This window comes from Pseudoalteromonas sp. D15MCD-2, assembly GCF_038562745.1.
Taxonomy (GTDB): Bacteria; Pseudomonadota; Gammaproteobacteria; order Enterobacterales; family Alteromonadaceae; genus Pseudoalteromonas.
Window position 1 is genome coordinate 1,171,021 of sequence record NZ_JBCFQE010000001.1, and the last position, 16,395, is coordinate 1,187,415.

Genomic DNA, 16,395 nt, shown 5'->3' on the forward strand with positions numbered 1-16,395 from the left:
TCAAGATTTTTTTATAGCTCAAAAAAACCAAACCCGTAAGTATTAGGGTTTGGTCTTGGGTCTAACCATAAAGTTAGTCTTGATTTGACTTGTTCGCGAACCATCCAGACTTTTGATTGCGACTAAGTTTACCGAGTAGCTTAATCGCTTTTTCTAAAGTGATACGCTGATCTGCAATATCGCGATAAATTTGGTTTGCGCGCTTTTTCCGTTTTACTGCAGCACCGGCATCTAAAAATGATTCAATTAGTTGATTGAAGTATTTCACAAGTAAGGCTTGTTGTTGCTCCTGCTTCTGGTTTGATTCATCTTCTTCAAGTTTTTCTAACAGGCTAGATATTTCAGCCTGGCAAAACTCATTTTGCGCAAGGTGAGTTTTCTTTAAAGTTGCTAAATGTTGTTTCATATAGTCTATTTCAATGAGATTGAACGAAACAATCATATTTAAGTTTGTAAGTGCGGTACGAAACTCTTTAGGTGAACACTGTTCAGTAAATAAGTGGCGAATGGTTTGATGTATTTTCTGCCACTGTTGCCATGCGTACACGTAGTTTAAACCCGCACCTTTTATGTTTTGCATGCCTACAATAACCTGATGTGTATTTGGCAGAGCTAAATCGGCGGTTGAAATAGTAAGTTCATCGGCAGATAAGTTACTATTTTCATGGACTGTTATTTTAGACTTAGTAATAGTTAATAGGCGCTCTTTTATTTCATTTGCATTTTCAGCTATGTTTTCTTGTAAAGCAGCAAGCGCATTTCGTTGAAAGTGGTGGCGGAAATAACTCAAAATAACACCTACTTGTGAGTCTAAAATATCTCCGAGAATTTCTTTTACGCAGGCTTTATTGAGTGTCCCTTCACTCAGCGACATTAATTTATCTGCATTGGTTTGCCCATATGCATTGACAAAGCGGGCATGGAGCTGCTCTGCAGTAAATAAGTTCAGTTGTACCAATAGGCTTTCAAGTTCTTCAATATCTTTATTTTCAATGAGCTTATCAATTCGCTCTGTTAATGCATTAATAAAATAACTATAAAAGCCATCTACATTAGTACCTATCACTACAATTCGCTCAAACCTTAAGTCATGGCTCAAAATATTAGCGAATACTTTCGAGCGAGCGACACGATCATTACGATTATTAATTAATGCAATGACTTGTGTCTTAGGGCAATCATTGAGCTCATAAAGGCTGAGTCTGCGCCAATTCTCAAGCGTTGCTAAGCGCTCATTTGCCGACATACTATTTACAAAAGACTGCTCTATAGAACCTATTGGTGCCCTAGGAAACTGTTGTAATACGCCGATATCAGGAATAATTCGCGCAGAGGTTTCTTTAAATACATAATCTTTGCTGAGGCCGATGTGTTTGGCCATTTTACAAACTAAAGCAATATTTGCAGGGTGCTCTTGATATGGATAAAGAGCTCGAATATCTTCGGTAATTTGTAGGCCGTCAGCCCAATGCACCTGAATTAAATTTGAATTCTTTTGCTTCGCATTCGTCTCAAGTATAGGGGCCATGTTTTGCTCGCTGGTGAATACTAAGCTGTTTTCACCAATAAAATGGCTTGTTTCATTAGCAACATCGATACCTGTTGGTCCTAAAATGTCTTCATGATCCGGATAGGCGTTAGTGATAGTTGAAAAGCTATCTTGCATCCAGTTGCGCAAAATTCTGACATAACGCGGGGTTAAGCCCATGCATTCCCATAAAAAAACATCCGCATTAACATTTTTGGCAAAGTGTAAAACGTCACTTTGTTCCCAAATACTGGCTTTATCAAAGGGTCTAAATAGAGGGATTTCGAACTGTTCACCACTGGCTCTGGCATAGATCATGGTCGCTTCACAGCCTGTGGTTTTACTAACAACTTTTAACGTGAGGCTACTAAAAAGTGCAGCTTTTAAACGCTCAGTTCCTGACTTTCCTCGCGTTCCCCAACCACCAATTGAAACCGGAATGTGTGCTCTGTCAGACTTTATTTGACGACTAATTTTCAAATGCCTTGCCCAAAAGTAGGCAATAAAGCTGAGCACAAAGAATATAAGCTGGCCTATGCTATTTTGGTAAATTGAATACGCATACTCTTTAAAGCTTGACCATAGATTAAACAGAAATGGTGTAATTGCGAGTTTGTTATATAACCTACTGATACTTGTTTCTACCGGGAAGTTTGTATCAAGTACGCTACCATACGGCTGAAAATCAAGTGTAAACCCTTTACTTTTTAATATCTCTAAAAACTGTTTTTGTTCAACTTCTGAGCCATTTCTCAGTTCGTTTAATTTTTCATAGTTAAACGATATCCAGCTATAGCAGTAAAGCCTTTTAAATAGGCTCTTCGGTGGGGTCACTATGAGAATACCATCCGGTGTATAGGTTTTTGCTGGCGTTTTTAGGTTGTCTTGAGAAAGGCTGCTCAAAAGAAAGTCGAGTAATGGCAAGTGTTCACGAGCACTAAATTGCTGTTCATCAAAGCGTGGTTCGCCAGGGACTTCTGTTTGACTAATTTCAGCCACTGTACTACTAGGTACATGCATAAATGCACTTGGTTTTCTTGCATGCAAGTGGTTAAAACTCTGGCGTTTATCAGTACTCGGCGTTTTGAATTCATGCCAAAGTCGCCAAAAACGAAAGCCTCGCTTGTAGCCATATTGTACTTGCCATGATTTCTTTCGCGCACTGACATTGTAGGCTTCATAATTTTGCGCTTGATTACTTAATAACCTGCCGAGTAACTGCTCATTCCAATCAGCTAAATCTAGATTTTTGTGGGCGCTCAGGTCAACTTCAAGTTGTGCTACTTGCTGCTGGTGCACAAAGCTGACAAGTTGTTCCCGTACACGGCTGATAATGCGGCGAATAGCGAGACTTGGCTCATCTTCTAGGCACTGATTTAAAAATTCCACAAATGATTTAAATAAACTATTAGCTTGCTGCTCTGTATGGCAATCCACTTGTAGGTTAAACATAATGCGAGGACTTAACTCGAGTAATAAGCGCTTTTCAGCAAAGCTAGCCGTTGCTATTAATTGTTGTTGCCAAACTTTGAATCCTTGCTGATGCTCACTGAAACGTGGATCGGCTAATTGCTTAATCAGAGTTAACCTAACAGCCTGTTGAGTCTCATTTTGTAAGCCTTCTAAAATAAGCTGTTGCGAGCATGGCCATGGCAACACAGCACATTGCTCATAGACACTTTGCCTTACTCTTGGGTAGCGATGTTTGGCGAGTAATAATAATAGTTTAATGTTAACCTCACTGAGGTTAAGCTGTTTGCTAAGGATGCCAGCAAAGGCACTGAGTAAAAATAACTGCCTTCGGTCAATTTGCTCATTTTCAGGTAGCTCTAAATCAATATGAGAGCGCATATAGTAGCGTGTGAATGTTGGCCTTAAATTAATTAAAATTTCTAGGATATCGACTTTTGCAGCATGCGGGGTTGTTATTTTTTCAAGAGACTGTAGTAAGTTTTCTACTAATTCGGCATTAAACTCAGGATCATCTACATATTCACTTATTAGCTGCACTTGATTTGCCAAAGCGCGAAAAATTGAGTTGCGAATGGCTTCATTGTCAGTTTTTTCTAATAACGACAAGAAATAGCTTTCTAAATTTAGAGTCAGCCATGATTGCGCAATTTCGTCAGCGTGGCTACGTAAATAGCGATTCGCTAAATCCCCAAGTTTACCAATTAAAAATTTCAGTGATTGTTCAAGCTCAGAGGTTTTATCTTGATAGCGATTAATCATCGCACCTTCATCAAACCAGCGCTGAAAAGCCTCTTGATCTTTTTTTAGCTGCAGTCGGTCTGCCCCTAAAATGTATGCGTAATCAAGAATGTGAAACTCACGCTCTGCTTTTAACTCTGCATGGCTTAAGCGCTCTACAAAACGGCGATGGTCGGTATCAAGTTTAAGCAACTGATTCTGCAAGGTTTCAATCTTGTGAGTAAGGAAAGCAATCGCTTGTAATAAAAGCCAGTCATCTTCATCGTCATCGTCAGGTTGATTTTTTATCAGCTCCCATTGGCTTAACTCATCAACAAGCTCATGATACTTCTGACGGTATAAGTCTAGCCAAAAACTAGCTATATCAGCAAATAGCAAGGTTTCTAGGCGTTGTTTAAGTTGTTTACTGCTCATAATCACTGTGCTCTAGCAAATGGTTAAGTTGAAGTGCAGGGAAAATAATTTCATCATGAGCAAAAGGTGCAAAGCCGGTGTGCTGGTTATTACCTGATGAAAACTCGAGACTAATATTATGATTGTTCCAGACCCAGTCTTGCTGCCAGCTTAGTTTCAGCCAGCCATTTGTAAAACTGCCTAAATTGACTTGTTTTTGCCACGCAAAGCGAGTGATGTATTGCCATGTGGCTGTAGCTCTATGCTCATCGGCAAAGCGATAGTAGCTATCTAAACCAACTTGAAAAATGTGGCCACGATAATATTGGTTCCAACTTGAGTTGAAACGTAAGTAGTCTAGGCTTATCCAGTCATCGTTAGAACCAGAGGAAACACCAAAATTAAGGTAGTTATCAACCCAAGGTTGATAACGGTACTGGTAATAACTCAACCAGCCAGATGCATGATTTTCACGGTAGAAGTTGAAAACGCTCGAGTTTAGTTGCTCATCTGCTAAGTAATCATCAAGGTCTGCGCTGTTATAGCGAATGTAAGGCGTTACTTGCCATTGGTGACGGTGCACAGTATCGCGCTGCCAAGACTGACCAATACTGATACTTGCATCTAATGCATACTGTAAGTCAAAACTATCATGGCTTGGCTGCCAACGTGAGTTGATTTGCGTGTCGATATACCATGGGCTGTTTTCATCTTGCCAAGAATGGTAACCATTTAGGGCAAAAATATCAGCCTGGCTATCGCTCATAGAGTAATAACCCTCTAATTGATACCAGTGGTTATCATCATTGAGGCGTAAGCGGGCACCTATATCTATTTCTTCACGGGCAGGTATATCTTCGGCACTTTGGAAAATTGTTTGTTGATCGTAGCGAATAAATCCCTGCCAATTTAATTCGTCACTATTTAGGTTTATCTGCTCATTGATAATAGAGGGCTTTTCTGGCGCTTGATAAGTGACCAGTTCTGGCAACAGGGTTTTTGCCTGTGAGTAAGGTGAAATTTTATTGCTTTGCTCACTTAGCTGCCAGCTATACAAACGAACGTATTGTAATTTATCTGCAGTCACTTCAACCTTACCCGCAGGGTGGAAGAAACGTCTTTCTGTTCGCTTAAATTCATTCATCTGTTCTAACTTAATAAGTCTGTCAGCAGGTAATTTGGCCATTAAAGGCGTATCAGGTGTCACTGTGTAAAAGAGTAACGTTGTCGGCAGCTCTAGGTGTTGCCAGCGACCTGTAACATATTGTTCAGCTTCAATTGTTAGATGCTGCGATAGGTACGGGTTCAGCCACCTGACAGAAATGATGTTGTTATCCAATTCACGTTTGCTAAATGTGAAAGGAATGCTTTGCTGCTCTGTGACTGACCAGATCTTTTGATCATTTGCTAATTGTAATGACAGGTTAGCAACATTTGCACGAGCCAATTCAGCAGTAGAAAAGTTAAATTTAAAGCGTATTTGTTGCCCTTCAGTTTGTGCTAAATCAATGTTTAATGTGTGGAATGGGCGCAGCAGTATGCCTTTATTGGAGCCTGCCTGTGTATTAAGCAATGTAAAACGATCTGCAAAGCTACTTTGTGCTGTACTTTGCATGTCAAATAATCGCGTACCAGCAAAGTCGAGCAAACTATCTAATGGCTGCCATTGACCATAACTTTCTATTCTGTTTTGTAAAAAGGTCGACTTAGAATCCGCACCTAAGGTTTCTAAGCGCTGAAGAAGTTGTGTGTATTGGTTATTGGTAAGACGCTTTTTACTAAGTAAATAAAGCCCATTTAATAAAAGTTCGGCTTGTGTAGCGTCTGCAGAGTAGATAAGCGACATAATATCATTTGATGGGGATTTATTTGCGGCGTCAGACACATAATCGAACTGACTAAATAAAGAGTCTGGAATGAAGCTCACATCAAGATAACTCGTATGGTCAGCTGTTATTTTTAGCGCTTCACCAGCTTTAAGGCGAATTACTAGTGTGGCTGCAATTGAGGCCGCTTGTTGGTTTTTAACAAACAAAGTAGTTGCGGGTATATCACTAAAAATAGGCATGAGTTTATGCTGATATTGACTCTCAGCCATAAGCCAAGCGGTTTGATACTCACCGTTCTGCTTGGCTGCTGTGCGAGCCTTAATAACTAAATTAATAGGTGTTTGGGCTGTAAAGTGCCATGGCATTGTTTTTGTGATGATAGTATTTTGATATTTCCTCTGGCTGTTAATAAAGGTTTCTTGCATACCAGCTTTTACTAAATAACGCGCTTCATCAATGAAGGGAGGGGCACTGAGAGTTTGATAGTTAAGCGCTTTAAAGCTTTCAGACACTTTAGTTGGCACAGTTGATGAGTGAGCCAGCCACGCAGCCAAACGATGTTTTTGCTGTTTTACCGCTAAATTAATCAAAACTGGCGGGCACTCATTTATGCTTGTTAAGTTACCTGCACACAGTGCAAATAGTTTAATATCTTGACGTTCTGTTTGATAACTATCAATCAAGGCTTTTGCTGCAAATTGCTTCAGCTCTAATTGCTGTGTACTTTTGTATAGGCCTTCTAAATAACTATTGGCTAAGTGGAACTGTTGCTGTTTACGTAAAATTGCGACTCTAAGTTGCCAAGCTTGTATAGCAATTGTTGTATTCGCATTTTGGGTCAGAGGTTTTAAAAATGCTAAGGCATCGAGAGGGGCGCTACTAGCTAAATCTTTCGCTGTTAATAATGATTGTTCGGCATTAAATGCAGAGACGTTTTTACGTGCTGGCGCGTAGGGCTCGATAGCCCCTAAATAATCAGCATGTTGTTTGTGTAGGTCATCTGCAATCAGTTTTGATATCGCAGGGCTTATATTCTTAGCATTAACTGCTTGTTGATATATCACTTCGTCGCTGGGCAGATCAGCAAGCGTTCTTGCATAGAGCGCAAACTCAACTTTATTTGATTGACTACTTAAGCTTTGAATTGTTAATGACTGACTGCTCAGTGGCACAGAGATAAATAATGTTTGAAAGTCATTTGTTGCTTTTAGGTTTACTAACCAACTATTTTCACCTGCAGATAGTTTCAATTGGCTGTCTTTAGTGCTCCTTGCAATTAAAGTTAACCAAGGTGTTGCACGTTTTTCACTAGATAAATCAAATAGCTGTGCAGATTGGCTTAAAGTGGCTATAAGGCGGAGCTGTTGATTTATACGTGGATAAAACTGATCGTCTACTAAGCGTTGCTCAACGAGTTCAGTAACCATACTATTTTGAGACTCAACTGGGTTCAAAGTGCGATAACTACCCTTAAGCTGAGATTGCCCAGTCATCATAGATAGCAAGTTGGTACGGCGTTTTAGGGCAAGTGAGTTATTTGCTTTAAATACATCATCACTAAACACTTGCAATGAGTGGTCGCGATAAACTGCTGTAATGGCATCATCAGCGATTTGATACCAGTAGGGTAACAGTAACTTTTCTTGTTCTTTTTCTGCAGCATCATCGTCATAAATTGCGCGGTGACTTTGCTCCAGTTTGATAAATGCATCGGTTTTACTTTTTATCGTTAAGTATTGTCCGGCAGCGATGGCTAGGTACTCAGTATTTTCAAGGCCTAACGACTGTTCTTTATATTCTAATGCTTGGCCATTAATGGTATTGATTTTAGCAACCAATTGTTTATCGACATACGCATAAACAACACCTTTTTCATCAGGCTGTTGCATATTTTGGCGAACAGATAATTTAAGCTTTTTTGCTGCCGAGAAAAACAAGGTGACTTCGTCATCTTTGCTTAGTTGATAATAACGATCACTGCCATTGCGGTTTTTAGTTACAACTGAGGGCTTAGCAAGCGACAAGGCTCGTCTAAAGCTATCTACATTTTGTGGTATATGACCAATCATAGCGCTGAACGTGGCACCCTCATCTAGATGATTTTGGATGGCGACAATTCGGTTATGGCCCATAGCGGGGAGTTGGCATCGCTTCGTATCGCATAATAAATCGCGATGCACTTGTAGGCGTTGTTGTATGTATTGGGTATTCCCCGCACTAATAATGAATTTATTAAGAAGCTCAGGGTCAATGTCTAGCCAATGTCCTTTAGGAAGCCAAAGATAGCGATGTTGCTTGGCACTAAAGTTCATATCTTGGCTGGTGGTATAGGGCGCGAGCTTTGGCGAGGTTTGCAGCCAAATTGCGGGCTCAAGAACACCTCTATTTGTATCAACAGCGTATGCAGGCTGCATTGAAAGCAGCAGTAAAATAATAGCAATTATGAAATAAGGCATTGGTTAAACAACTTAAATAGCTGGTTATTAGAAACTAATCGCTCACGCAACTGGCGACTTAACTCGATATGGAAAAACTGACTGTTGTTAGGAGCCAGCGATGCAAGAATATTGGTGGTGCCTCCAAGTTCTTTAACATCAAGGCCATAAACCATAGCTGTAATATCTAGCTGTTCATTTAAACAGGCTGTGATTGCAATCGTCCGCTTGCTAGGTATTGCATGACCATTACTTATAATTGCATCAGCTTTTTTACCCTCAGGAGTCTTCCTTTTTTCTTTTGCGTAACCATGGATCTGATAAATCGAAAATGACTCAACATGTTCAGAGTATGCAAGAATAAAGGCATTACTCGCGCTTGGTTTATACTTACCAAAGTCAATAAGTTCTCCATGCTCATCACGGTCGTTGCGGTGTTTAGTGTTGCTTAAAAATACTTGGCAGTGTGCGTATAGTGCCTTTGCAATAGTATGTGTGTGTTTGTCATAAAAGCGATGTGGTGCATAAGCAATGCACTTTTCACCTTGTTGTTTATAATGAATTTCACCACCGGAATTTAAAGATTCATTTGCAAATAGAGCACCTTGGTTGGCATTAAAGTGTGTGGGAGTCTGTTGCTGATCAACAAGCCATAACTTTAAGCTCAAGGTAAGCTCATTTAAACTAGGTGTTGCGTGGCATGTAGATACAAAGAGCCAAACTATAATCATCATTATTTTAGTTTTCATGGTTCCACCACCTTACTTTTTGCTCCTGCAAAGGATATTCCTCAAGTATAGAAACCCACACCGTGTCAGTTGTTTGCAGTGTTAGGGAATGTAATTCAGCAATGTCATTAGTGATTGTTTGAGTAACGCTAGGATAGCTTGTTAACTGACTATTTTTTGGGTGAATTAAAAAAGCATCGAGTAATGCCGATTGATTTAGCATAAAGCGTTGTTTAGCGATGCTGTATTCACTGGTCAGCCCTGCTTTGTAGTCGGCATTTTGTGTAAGCGATAACTCTACAGGTTCGCTGCTATTTGCACGAAACACTTTAAATACTAAGCTCATAGGGCGCTGTTGCTTTGTGAAATCAAGTGTCAAAGGAGTATTTTTATCAAGTTGGTAAATGCGTTGCTTTATCCATGGACGATCTCCATACCAATTTTGGTAAATAGTTTTCGCCTGTGACTGTAATTGCTTTAATGCCTCGACCGATAGCTCAGACACCGCGACTTCTTTGCTGCTTTTGTTAGTTAAGCGATAAACTAAACTATTGTCCTCAGAATCGTCATAAGGTGAATAGTTATTTTTGTTATATAAGCCAAAGTTAAACACCTGCGGTGGTAACTTCGGCATAAAATAGCGATCAGGACTTAGCACTAAAGCGACATTTGATAATGGCAGCTTTGCAAAGAGCTCTTTAGATTGATAAAAAGTTGTCACTAAATCCGGCTCTTTCGGCGGAGTAAAAGTACGGATATTAGTAAAATGTGCTAGCTGCGTTAACTCATAATGATTTGCAGCTCTCTGTTCATACCAAGCGGCAATATCGTAAAAACCATTGATTGGCTCGGGTAGATATTGATGAGAAATTGTTCGTTGATAATTGAAATCTGCTAACCGAGATTTTAATCGAACGTAGACATCTTTTTCAGCGCTAATTTTCAGATGATGAGCATTATCTGGGGTACGTAAATAGTAACTATTGAGCATACCGACACGCTGTCTTTGAGTTGTATCGGTGATCAATCGGTCGAAGTCTGACACTTCACCTTTTAAAGTCACGGTGTAATCTTCTATTGCTAGGTTACGTTCATCATAAATAACCACGTTAAGCTGACTACTTTGCAATGCACGAACGTCAATATTGAGATTACTATTTGGCTCTATATCAAAATCTACACTGGCAAATTCATTCACCAAATAGCTGCCTGCATAACTCGTTAAAATTGGTGTGCTTGACGCTGTTCGCCAATTTGTCAGTAATGGCTCTTCACTACAAATGGTGACTAGGCCTGCATCAATAAGCTCTGTCTTATAGCTATTTTTGCTATCGGTTGGAGATACACTGATTGGTATTGGCGCCTTGAACTGATGCTTATCATACCAAGTTAGCGATGGTAATAGCTGCTCTGAGTTGACGGTGAAAATAAGGCTGTCAGTCACATCAAGTTTAATACTGGCACAGAGGCCAAGTTCAGTGTAATAAGCGCCTAAGTCATGCTGCTGCATGCTAAAGTCATAAGTAGTGACATTGTAAGGTAGCGTTTCATACAAAATGTCAGATTTAAAGTCGATACCAGGGATCCCTTGAGGTGCAATTTTTTGCCACCAAAATGCCATCGCATTACTAATTTCAGCGCTGGTTAGCGTGTTTTCACCCATAGTTAAATAGTCAGTGGCACGTTTTCGCCTTTCTAGAGGGCGTTTAAGCCAACTGTTGAGTGGGTCGATATTTTGTTCAGGGGTTTTTGCATGAACACGGACAACCACGCCTTGTAGTGATTTTTCTTCTGGGATCAGCGTTAAATCAAGGCTTTTGGCATTTGGATAATGAGTGATTGGCAAATAAAAAGACTGCCCAGAAGCAACGTTTAGTGATTGTTTATTCTCTATTATTTGTTTGATCTGTTGTTCTTCACTATTGTTAACTAGTTTTGAAGCATGATGGTAAATTTTATCTAAAATCACATTACCTTTATCGTCATATAGAACGTATTTAATTGCGTAATTGACCGGTAATTCAAGAAACACAGATTGGTCAAACACGGCATTCGAGAGAATTCGTAATGAATGAGTTCGCTGATTAGAAAATGTAAATCGCAGTGGCTTTTCGCTACTTAACCACTGTACATTAGATCGCGTTTCGGTATTGCTACGTGCATCCACGGGCTCTGCTGAGTCTAGCCACACTAAAAAGCTGCGCCCTGCAAAGAATATAGCTAAAAGTAATGTCAAAATAAGTAATAGGGCGAATAAGCGTTTAATTAAATACACGCTGACCTCCTCCCATTAGCAGGTTAAATGCTTTTACATCAATCAGTTGATTGTTTGTCGGGTTATAGATCGCAAGGATGTTATTATTCTGCTTTATCATTAGTGCGAATTTATCAAGGTGTTCCAGCTTGATGGTTTGTAAACTACAAGCGGGGATTTGGAAGCAAAAATCTCGCAACGATGTGAGACGCTGATTAGCGACATAGTTATTTACAAGGGTTTGTAGCTGTTGGTTCTTGTTAACATCCAACGGTTGCCAGTTAAATGGCGATAGAGTGGCAAGGTTTATTACCTTAACCTTAGAGTTACTCGAAATGGCTAATAAACGTTGTAACACACTACTTTGATCCATCGAAAACTGTTGTTTAAAGTCTGAAGCGAGCCACAAGGTTGCCAGCTCACTATTGGCATTAAACTGCTGGTAACCGGATTGCGGAGAGCTACCAATCTCGAGACCGCGAGTGGCTTGTTGCCCCATGACTGTTTGATAATTGACACCTAACGCGTTGAGTTCATTATCAACTTGCTTCATTAATGGGATCGCTGTATCGCTTATTTGTGTTGTTGAGAATGCGATTGCATTTGGGCGTATCCATGAAGGTGCGCTATGGCTGCGAATTTGAATATTCAAACTAGGCTGGTTTTGTGTAAAACGTAAGAAGCTTTGGTGAATAATATTGAATAAAGAATCAACATTATCTGCAGCTAATACATTTGCTTGTGGATGTGCATAAGGGTGCGCCCCTGCAACGAGTAGGTTAGCAGCATTCGACTTAGCAAATAACTCACTGGCAAAGCTTAACGTATTACTTTCAAATAAAGGTCTAGGGACACTTAAGGTAATTGCTTCGTGTTCGGTCAAATTAAATAGGAATATGCCTTGGCCTTGTTGTAATGCAGCAGGAGTATCTAGCGGGCTCAGCAGTAAATAACGGCCACTGTTGTTCTTCACAAGCCTTAATTGATAGCTCAAAAGCTGTGCGGTGCCATTAATTTGTTTTAGCTGGTTTAGCATATCTTCAGTCAGCGCATCATTACCAATGCGAGCAATCAGCTTGTAAAGTGGCGTTAAGACTTCAAACTCCCAAAGTGCGACCTGACTATTAGAAAGTGGTTGATAGTCAAAACTGCCTTTTTTGCTTATGTGAGTCGAATAAATATCAACTATTTGATTAATTTCTTCATTTAATTCATTCAACTGTAGATTACTGTAATTGAAATTATCACGGTATATACTGGCTAAAATATTGGTGTAATTATCACCATCTAAAAACATTTCGAACATTGAACCAGAAAAGCTTGAAGAAGGTAGGCTGCTACTCGTTGCCGTACCAAAAGAGGTTGTTTCACTGCCGACAAAATCATGTAACTCGCGTTGACTTACTGAGCTCGGTAATTGGTTATAGATCCAATATTGGCTGTTTGCGTGTATTGTTTTGTCTGAAAGCAAAGTAGCAGTATGGCGGTTGGCCTCTCGAATTTGCAATATCTCTGTACCTTCTAATGCAGAGATAAACGCCTGATAAAATGGGCTTTGTTGATTTTCTTTCGCTAAGGTCTTTTGTGGCGTTTTACTTGTACCAAATACCAAAGCTTTACTTTGTAGCTGTTCGAAAATCAGGGCCGCAGAATCACTGGCTAAACTTTCAGTAATTGGAAATGGCACGGTGACTAATAAAGGGGTTTTAGGTTGTTTGTTTAAAACAAACAGTCCGCGTTGCCTATCTTCAATTGTATCAATCAGATAAATATAGTTTTCATCACCTTGCAGTAAAAAGCCAATGCTAGAAAATAAAGCTGAGAGCTCAGCGATATCTTGCTGTTTAATGATTGCCTTATTTAGCTGATAAACAGCATACTTAAACTCAGCAACGGCTTGATTTGCTTTATAACTACTTACACTAACTTTATTACTGCGACTGGTATAAAGGTAACTTTTATACTGACTAACTTGCTGATTGAGCGTAATAACATGCTGAATTTCAGTTTCGGGTTTAAGGTTCGGCTTAGATAGTATCGAAGGAATTAGCATAACAATAAAGCCAACGATAATGGCAAGTACACCACCCACTATCGAAGTTTGTAATGTTGCTCTGACGACAAGACCTAAGGCGTTTTTTTGATAAATCTTTAAAGCAAGTAAGGTCGCTAACATATAACCAAACGCGAAAGTATCGGTCACTTTTATGGCAGGGAAATACCAGACCACAATGTAGTTAAGAATCAGTTTATAAATAAAGCCGATAGTGAAGAACAGCATCAATAATCTGGCACCTTCAATATTGGCGTGTCTAAGCCTAGTAAAATGAATAAGTGCCCCGCCAACGGCCAAAATAATGGCTGTTTCAGCAAATGAAGTTAGTAATTTACTCGGTTGAGTAAGTTGAAGGGCAAGAAGTGCTGGTAGCATGATACCGTTAAACTCCCAGCCGTACTTAATATTCGCCCGAGAGGCAAGAAAAGCGGTAATAACTAGGATGATATAGGCTTTGGGAGCCGCAATAATCGACGCAGCTACTGCTTCGTACATAATACCCAAGTTAGCAATACTAAAGTTTGTGAAAGGCATGAGCACAAAACGTACGAGAATAAAGGTAATAAGTAACTGAATAAAGGTTACTTTTAAGCCATATTTAAAGCCTCCGTTCCACATTACATTAGCTGTTAAAGCGATAATGATCAGGCCAAGAGAGTAGAGCTGTGAAGCATAATCAAAGGTGATATCCCAGCGACTTAATTGGTTTGCAATTAACGGCCAAAACAAGGTATCCATACATACTCGAACTAGGATACTTATCAATATGATGGCAAAAAAACGATCACGACCAAACATTTGGCTATAGCCAAATTTTTCCATCATATAATGTGCGCTAAAACGCATTAAGGCATATACAACAATAGCTTCAATGATAATAACTGCCGCAGAGGTCGGACTAATTATTAACAAAGGAACGATATAACCGGGTACTACAAGGCCTGTTAATGGAAAGCCGAAGCGCAAGTTAAGTAAGCATACAACTGCAGTGCCTACCCAAACTGTTGTAATAACAGATTGACCAAGGCCACTACCTGCAGGGAAGAGTGCTAACACAAAATCCATTAACCTTGCCCCTCATTACGAGCTACATGGTTATCGATAAATTCAAATAATATACCTGATACTTGAAAAGGCTCACCGGATGCCGCTTGTGAGCTGTCAGTGTGTAGGGCTTTAATATTTAAGGTATAGTCTTGTTCGCCAAACTTAGCTGGTAAGGCTACTTCTGCTTTGTTTAGAGTGATATAACGCAATTTCCCTTTAGCAATTTCAGCGTCTAAATCACAGCTCTTGCAAAGTAGGTCTAGTGCCGTCATTTCAAAAATCGCAAGTTGGTGCTGCTTGGCAAATTGTTCAAGGGATGCGTTTGTTTGAATTACTTGACCAAACAAATTAAATAAAACAGTGGCAGAGCGGGTATGATTAAATACCATTTCTAAGGTTGTTAGCTTTTGCTCCATTTCATTAATAGATTGTTTAACTTGCTCACTAATCGGCTCATGTAGCTTTAAGGTTAGTAATTGATTTAATAAGCTATTGTTACTCGCTTGAGTCGTTTTAAATATATGATAATGGAAAAGCAATTCAGCAACTTGAGCTGCGAATTTATTGACGTTTTTTTCAAACGCTTGCTGATTGAAGTATTTGTTAGGGATAACAGATAGTGCCCAAAAGCCGCGGACGTCACCGGCATAAACCAAGGGCGCCATAAATTCGATTTCACCTTCTTTAATATGTGTAAAGAAGGGGCGGGTAATTTGTACAACCCCTAATGATTTTAACGCTTTGCTGTAAGGAGTGCGCTTGTAATCACGACGCATCTCTTGAATATCATCTAAATTACAATTTATCGCACGAATTTCAACAACACGATGATCATCTTCTTTTCGGGCAAGGAATATTGATTTTTCTAAGTCTAGCTGCTGGCTAATTAATTGAATGATTGGATCCCACGGCGAGGCTTGCTCAATAAAGCTTTGTGGGATAAAACGGCCCATCATTTTTTGCTGAATATTGTTCACAACAGTGTTCAGCTCGTTATCTTCAGACATCTTTCGAACAACAATTACCCAAAATAAGGTGATAAATGTCAATACTATGTATTGTCCGATTGGGATGAAAAGTTGATTAAATTCTATGAAAAAATAGCCCAATAAGCACCATAGCAGCACGCTATTTAAGGCAATAATAAAAGAATATATGAGCGACAGTTTTTGAAAGCTAAAAAGCAGTACAAAAACAAGCGCAAGCTCAATAAAAATAGTCAGTAAGCTATTTAGTTGTTTTACAGTTGTTTGTTTATCAATACTGTCAGCGAGATAGGCTATCAGTAATAAAGGATCATTTAAGCCGTCGACTTTTGGGGCGTGAATAAAGACATTAAAAGCGGCCGCTTTTTGACCAATGATAATAATCTTATTTTCAAGTTGCTCACTCATTACGTCAACATTTAGCACCCGTTCAGCACTAAATTTTGGCAGCGCAGTGACAGCTAAATCAAAGTCAATAAGTTGAACGTGTTCTGAATCATAATTAAATATCTGCTGCCAAATACTTTTGCATTCAAGCTCATTTGATTGAGGAATGCGCATTTGGTAAGTAGCCCAATTATCAATTTGTGGTACGCAATATTCTCCCTCAGCGTATGGGTAATAGACATTTTCTAGTTTTGGTGCGACTAATGTTTCATTAGCCAGCACTACAATCGCGCGAGGTTGATATTCAACCAATTTTTCAACGAGTTGCTGGTGGTTGTCTGTTAAGCGGTCGCTGGTAATAAGTACAACATTAGTTTGTTGAGTGTGGCTTAGTGACTCTAAATTTTGATAGAAAAAAGCATTGCTCGCCTGAAAGAGGTTGAACATATTACTTAACAAGACCACACAAAATAAGCTTAAAGTAAGCCAAAATGCGCGCAAGTTTTTTAAACGCAACAATTGTTGAACAGCAGACACATCT

6 protein-coding genes are annotated in these 16,395 nt (G+C 39.5%); all 6 read right to left on the reverse strand.

What is annotated here, in order from left to right; all coding sequences use genetic code 11:
* Nucleotides 1-73: 73 nt before the first annotated feature.
* Genes AADY36_RS05215 through AADY36_RS05240 form a run of 6 tightly spaced genes read right to left on the reverse strand, consistent with a single transcriptional unit; the run spans nucleotide 74 to nucleotide 16,391 of the window.
* Complete coding sequence (locus AADY36_RS05215) at nucleotides 74-4,153, reverse strand: poly-gamma-glutamate synthase PgsB (protein ID WP_342408623.1); 4,080 nt, start codon at nucleotides 4,151-4,153, stop codon at nucleotides 74-76.
* Entirely contained in the window at nucleotides 4,143-8,417 is a 4,275-nt protein-coding gene (locus AADY36_RS05220; RefSeq protein ID WP_342408624.1) for a hypothetical protein, read from the reverse strand. The genes AADY36_RS05215 and AADY36_RS05220 overlap by 11 nt, the downstream gene beginning before the upstream one ends.
* A complete protein-coding gene (locus AADY36_RS05225; RefSeq protein WP_274167342.1) occupies nucleotides 8,402-9,145 on the reverse strand; it encodes a hypothetical protein in 744 nt (247 codons plus the stop codon). Before AADY36_RS05225 ends, AADY36_RS05220 begins: the two co-directional genes overlap by 16 nt.
* Nucleotides 9,135-11,399, reverse strand: a complete 2,265-nt coding sequence (locus AADY36_RS05230) for a hypothetical protein (RefSeq protein WP_239963797.1) — start codon at nucleotides 11,397-11,399, stop codon at nucleotides 9,135-9,137. Before AADY36_RS05230 ends, AADY36_RS05225 begins: the two co-directional genes overlap by 11 nt.
* Nucleotides 11,386-14,499 carry a poly-gamma-glutamate biosynthesis protein PgsC/CapC gene (locus AADY36_RS05235; RefSeq protein ID WP_285220843.1) on the reverse strand — a complete coding sequence of 1,038 codons (3,114 nt, stop codon included), beginning with the start codon at nucleotides 14,497-14,499 and terminating at the stop codon, nucleotides 11,386-11,388. The genes AADY36_RS05230 and AADY36_RS05235 overlap by 14 nt, the downstream gene beginning before the upstream one ends.
* On the reverse strand, nucleotides 14,499-16,391 hold the full coding sequence (locus tag AADY36_RS05240) for a hypothetical protein (RefSeq protein ID WP_239963799.1): 1,893 nt from the start codon (nucleotides 16,389-16,391) through the stop codon (nucleotides 14,499-14,501). Before AADY36_RS05240 ends, AADY36_RS05235 begins: the two co-directional genes overlap by 1 nt.
* Between the last annotated feature and the right edge of the window lie 4 nt (nucleotides 16,392-16,395).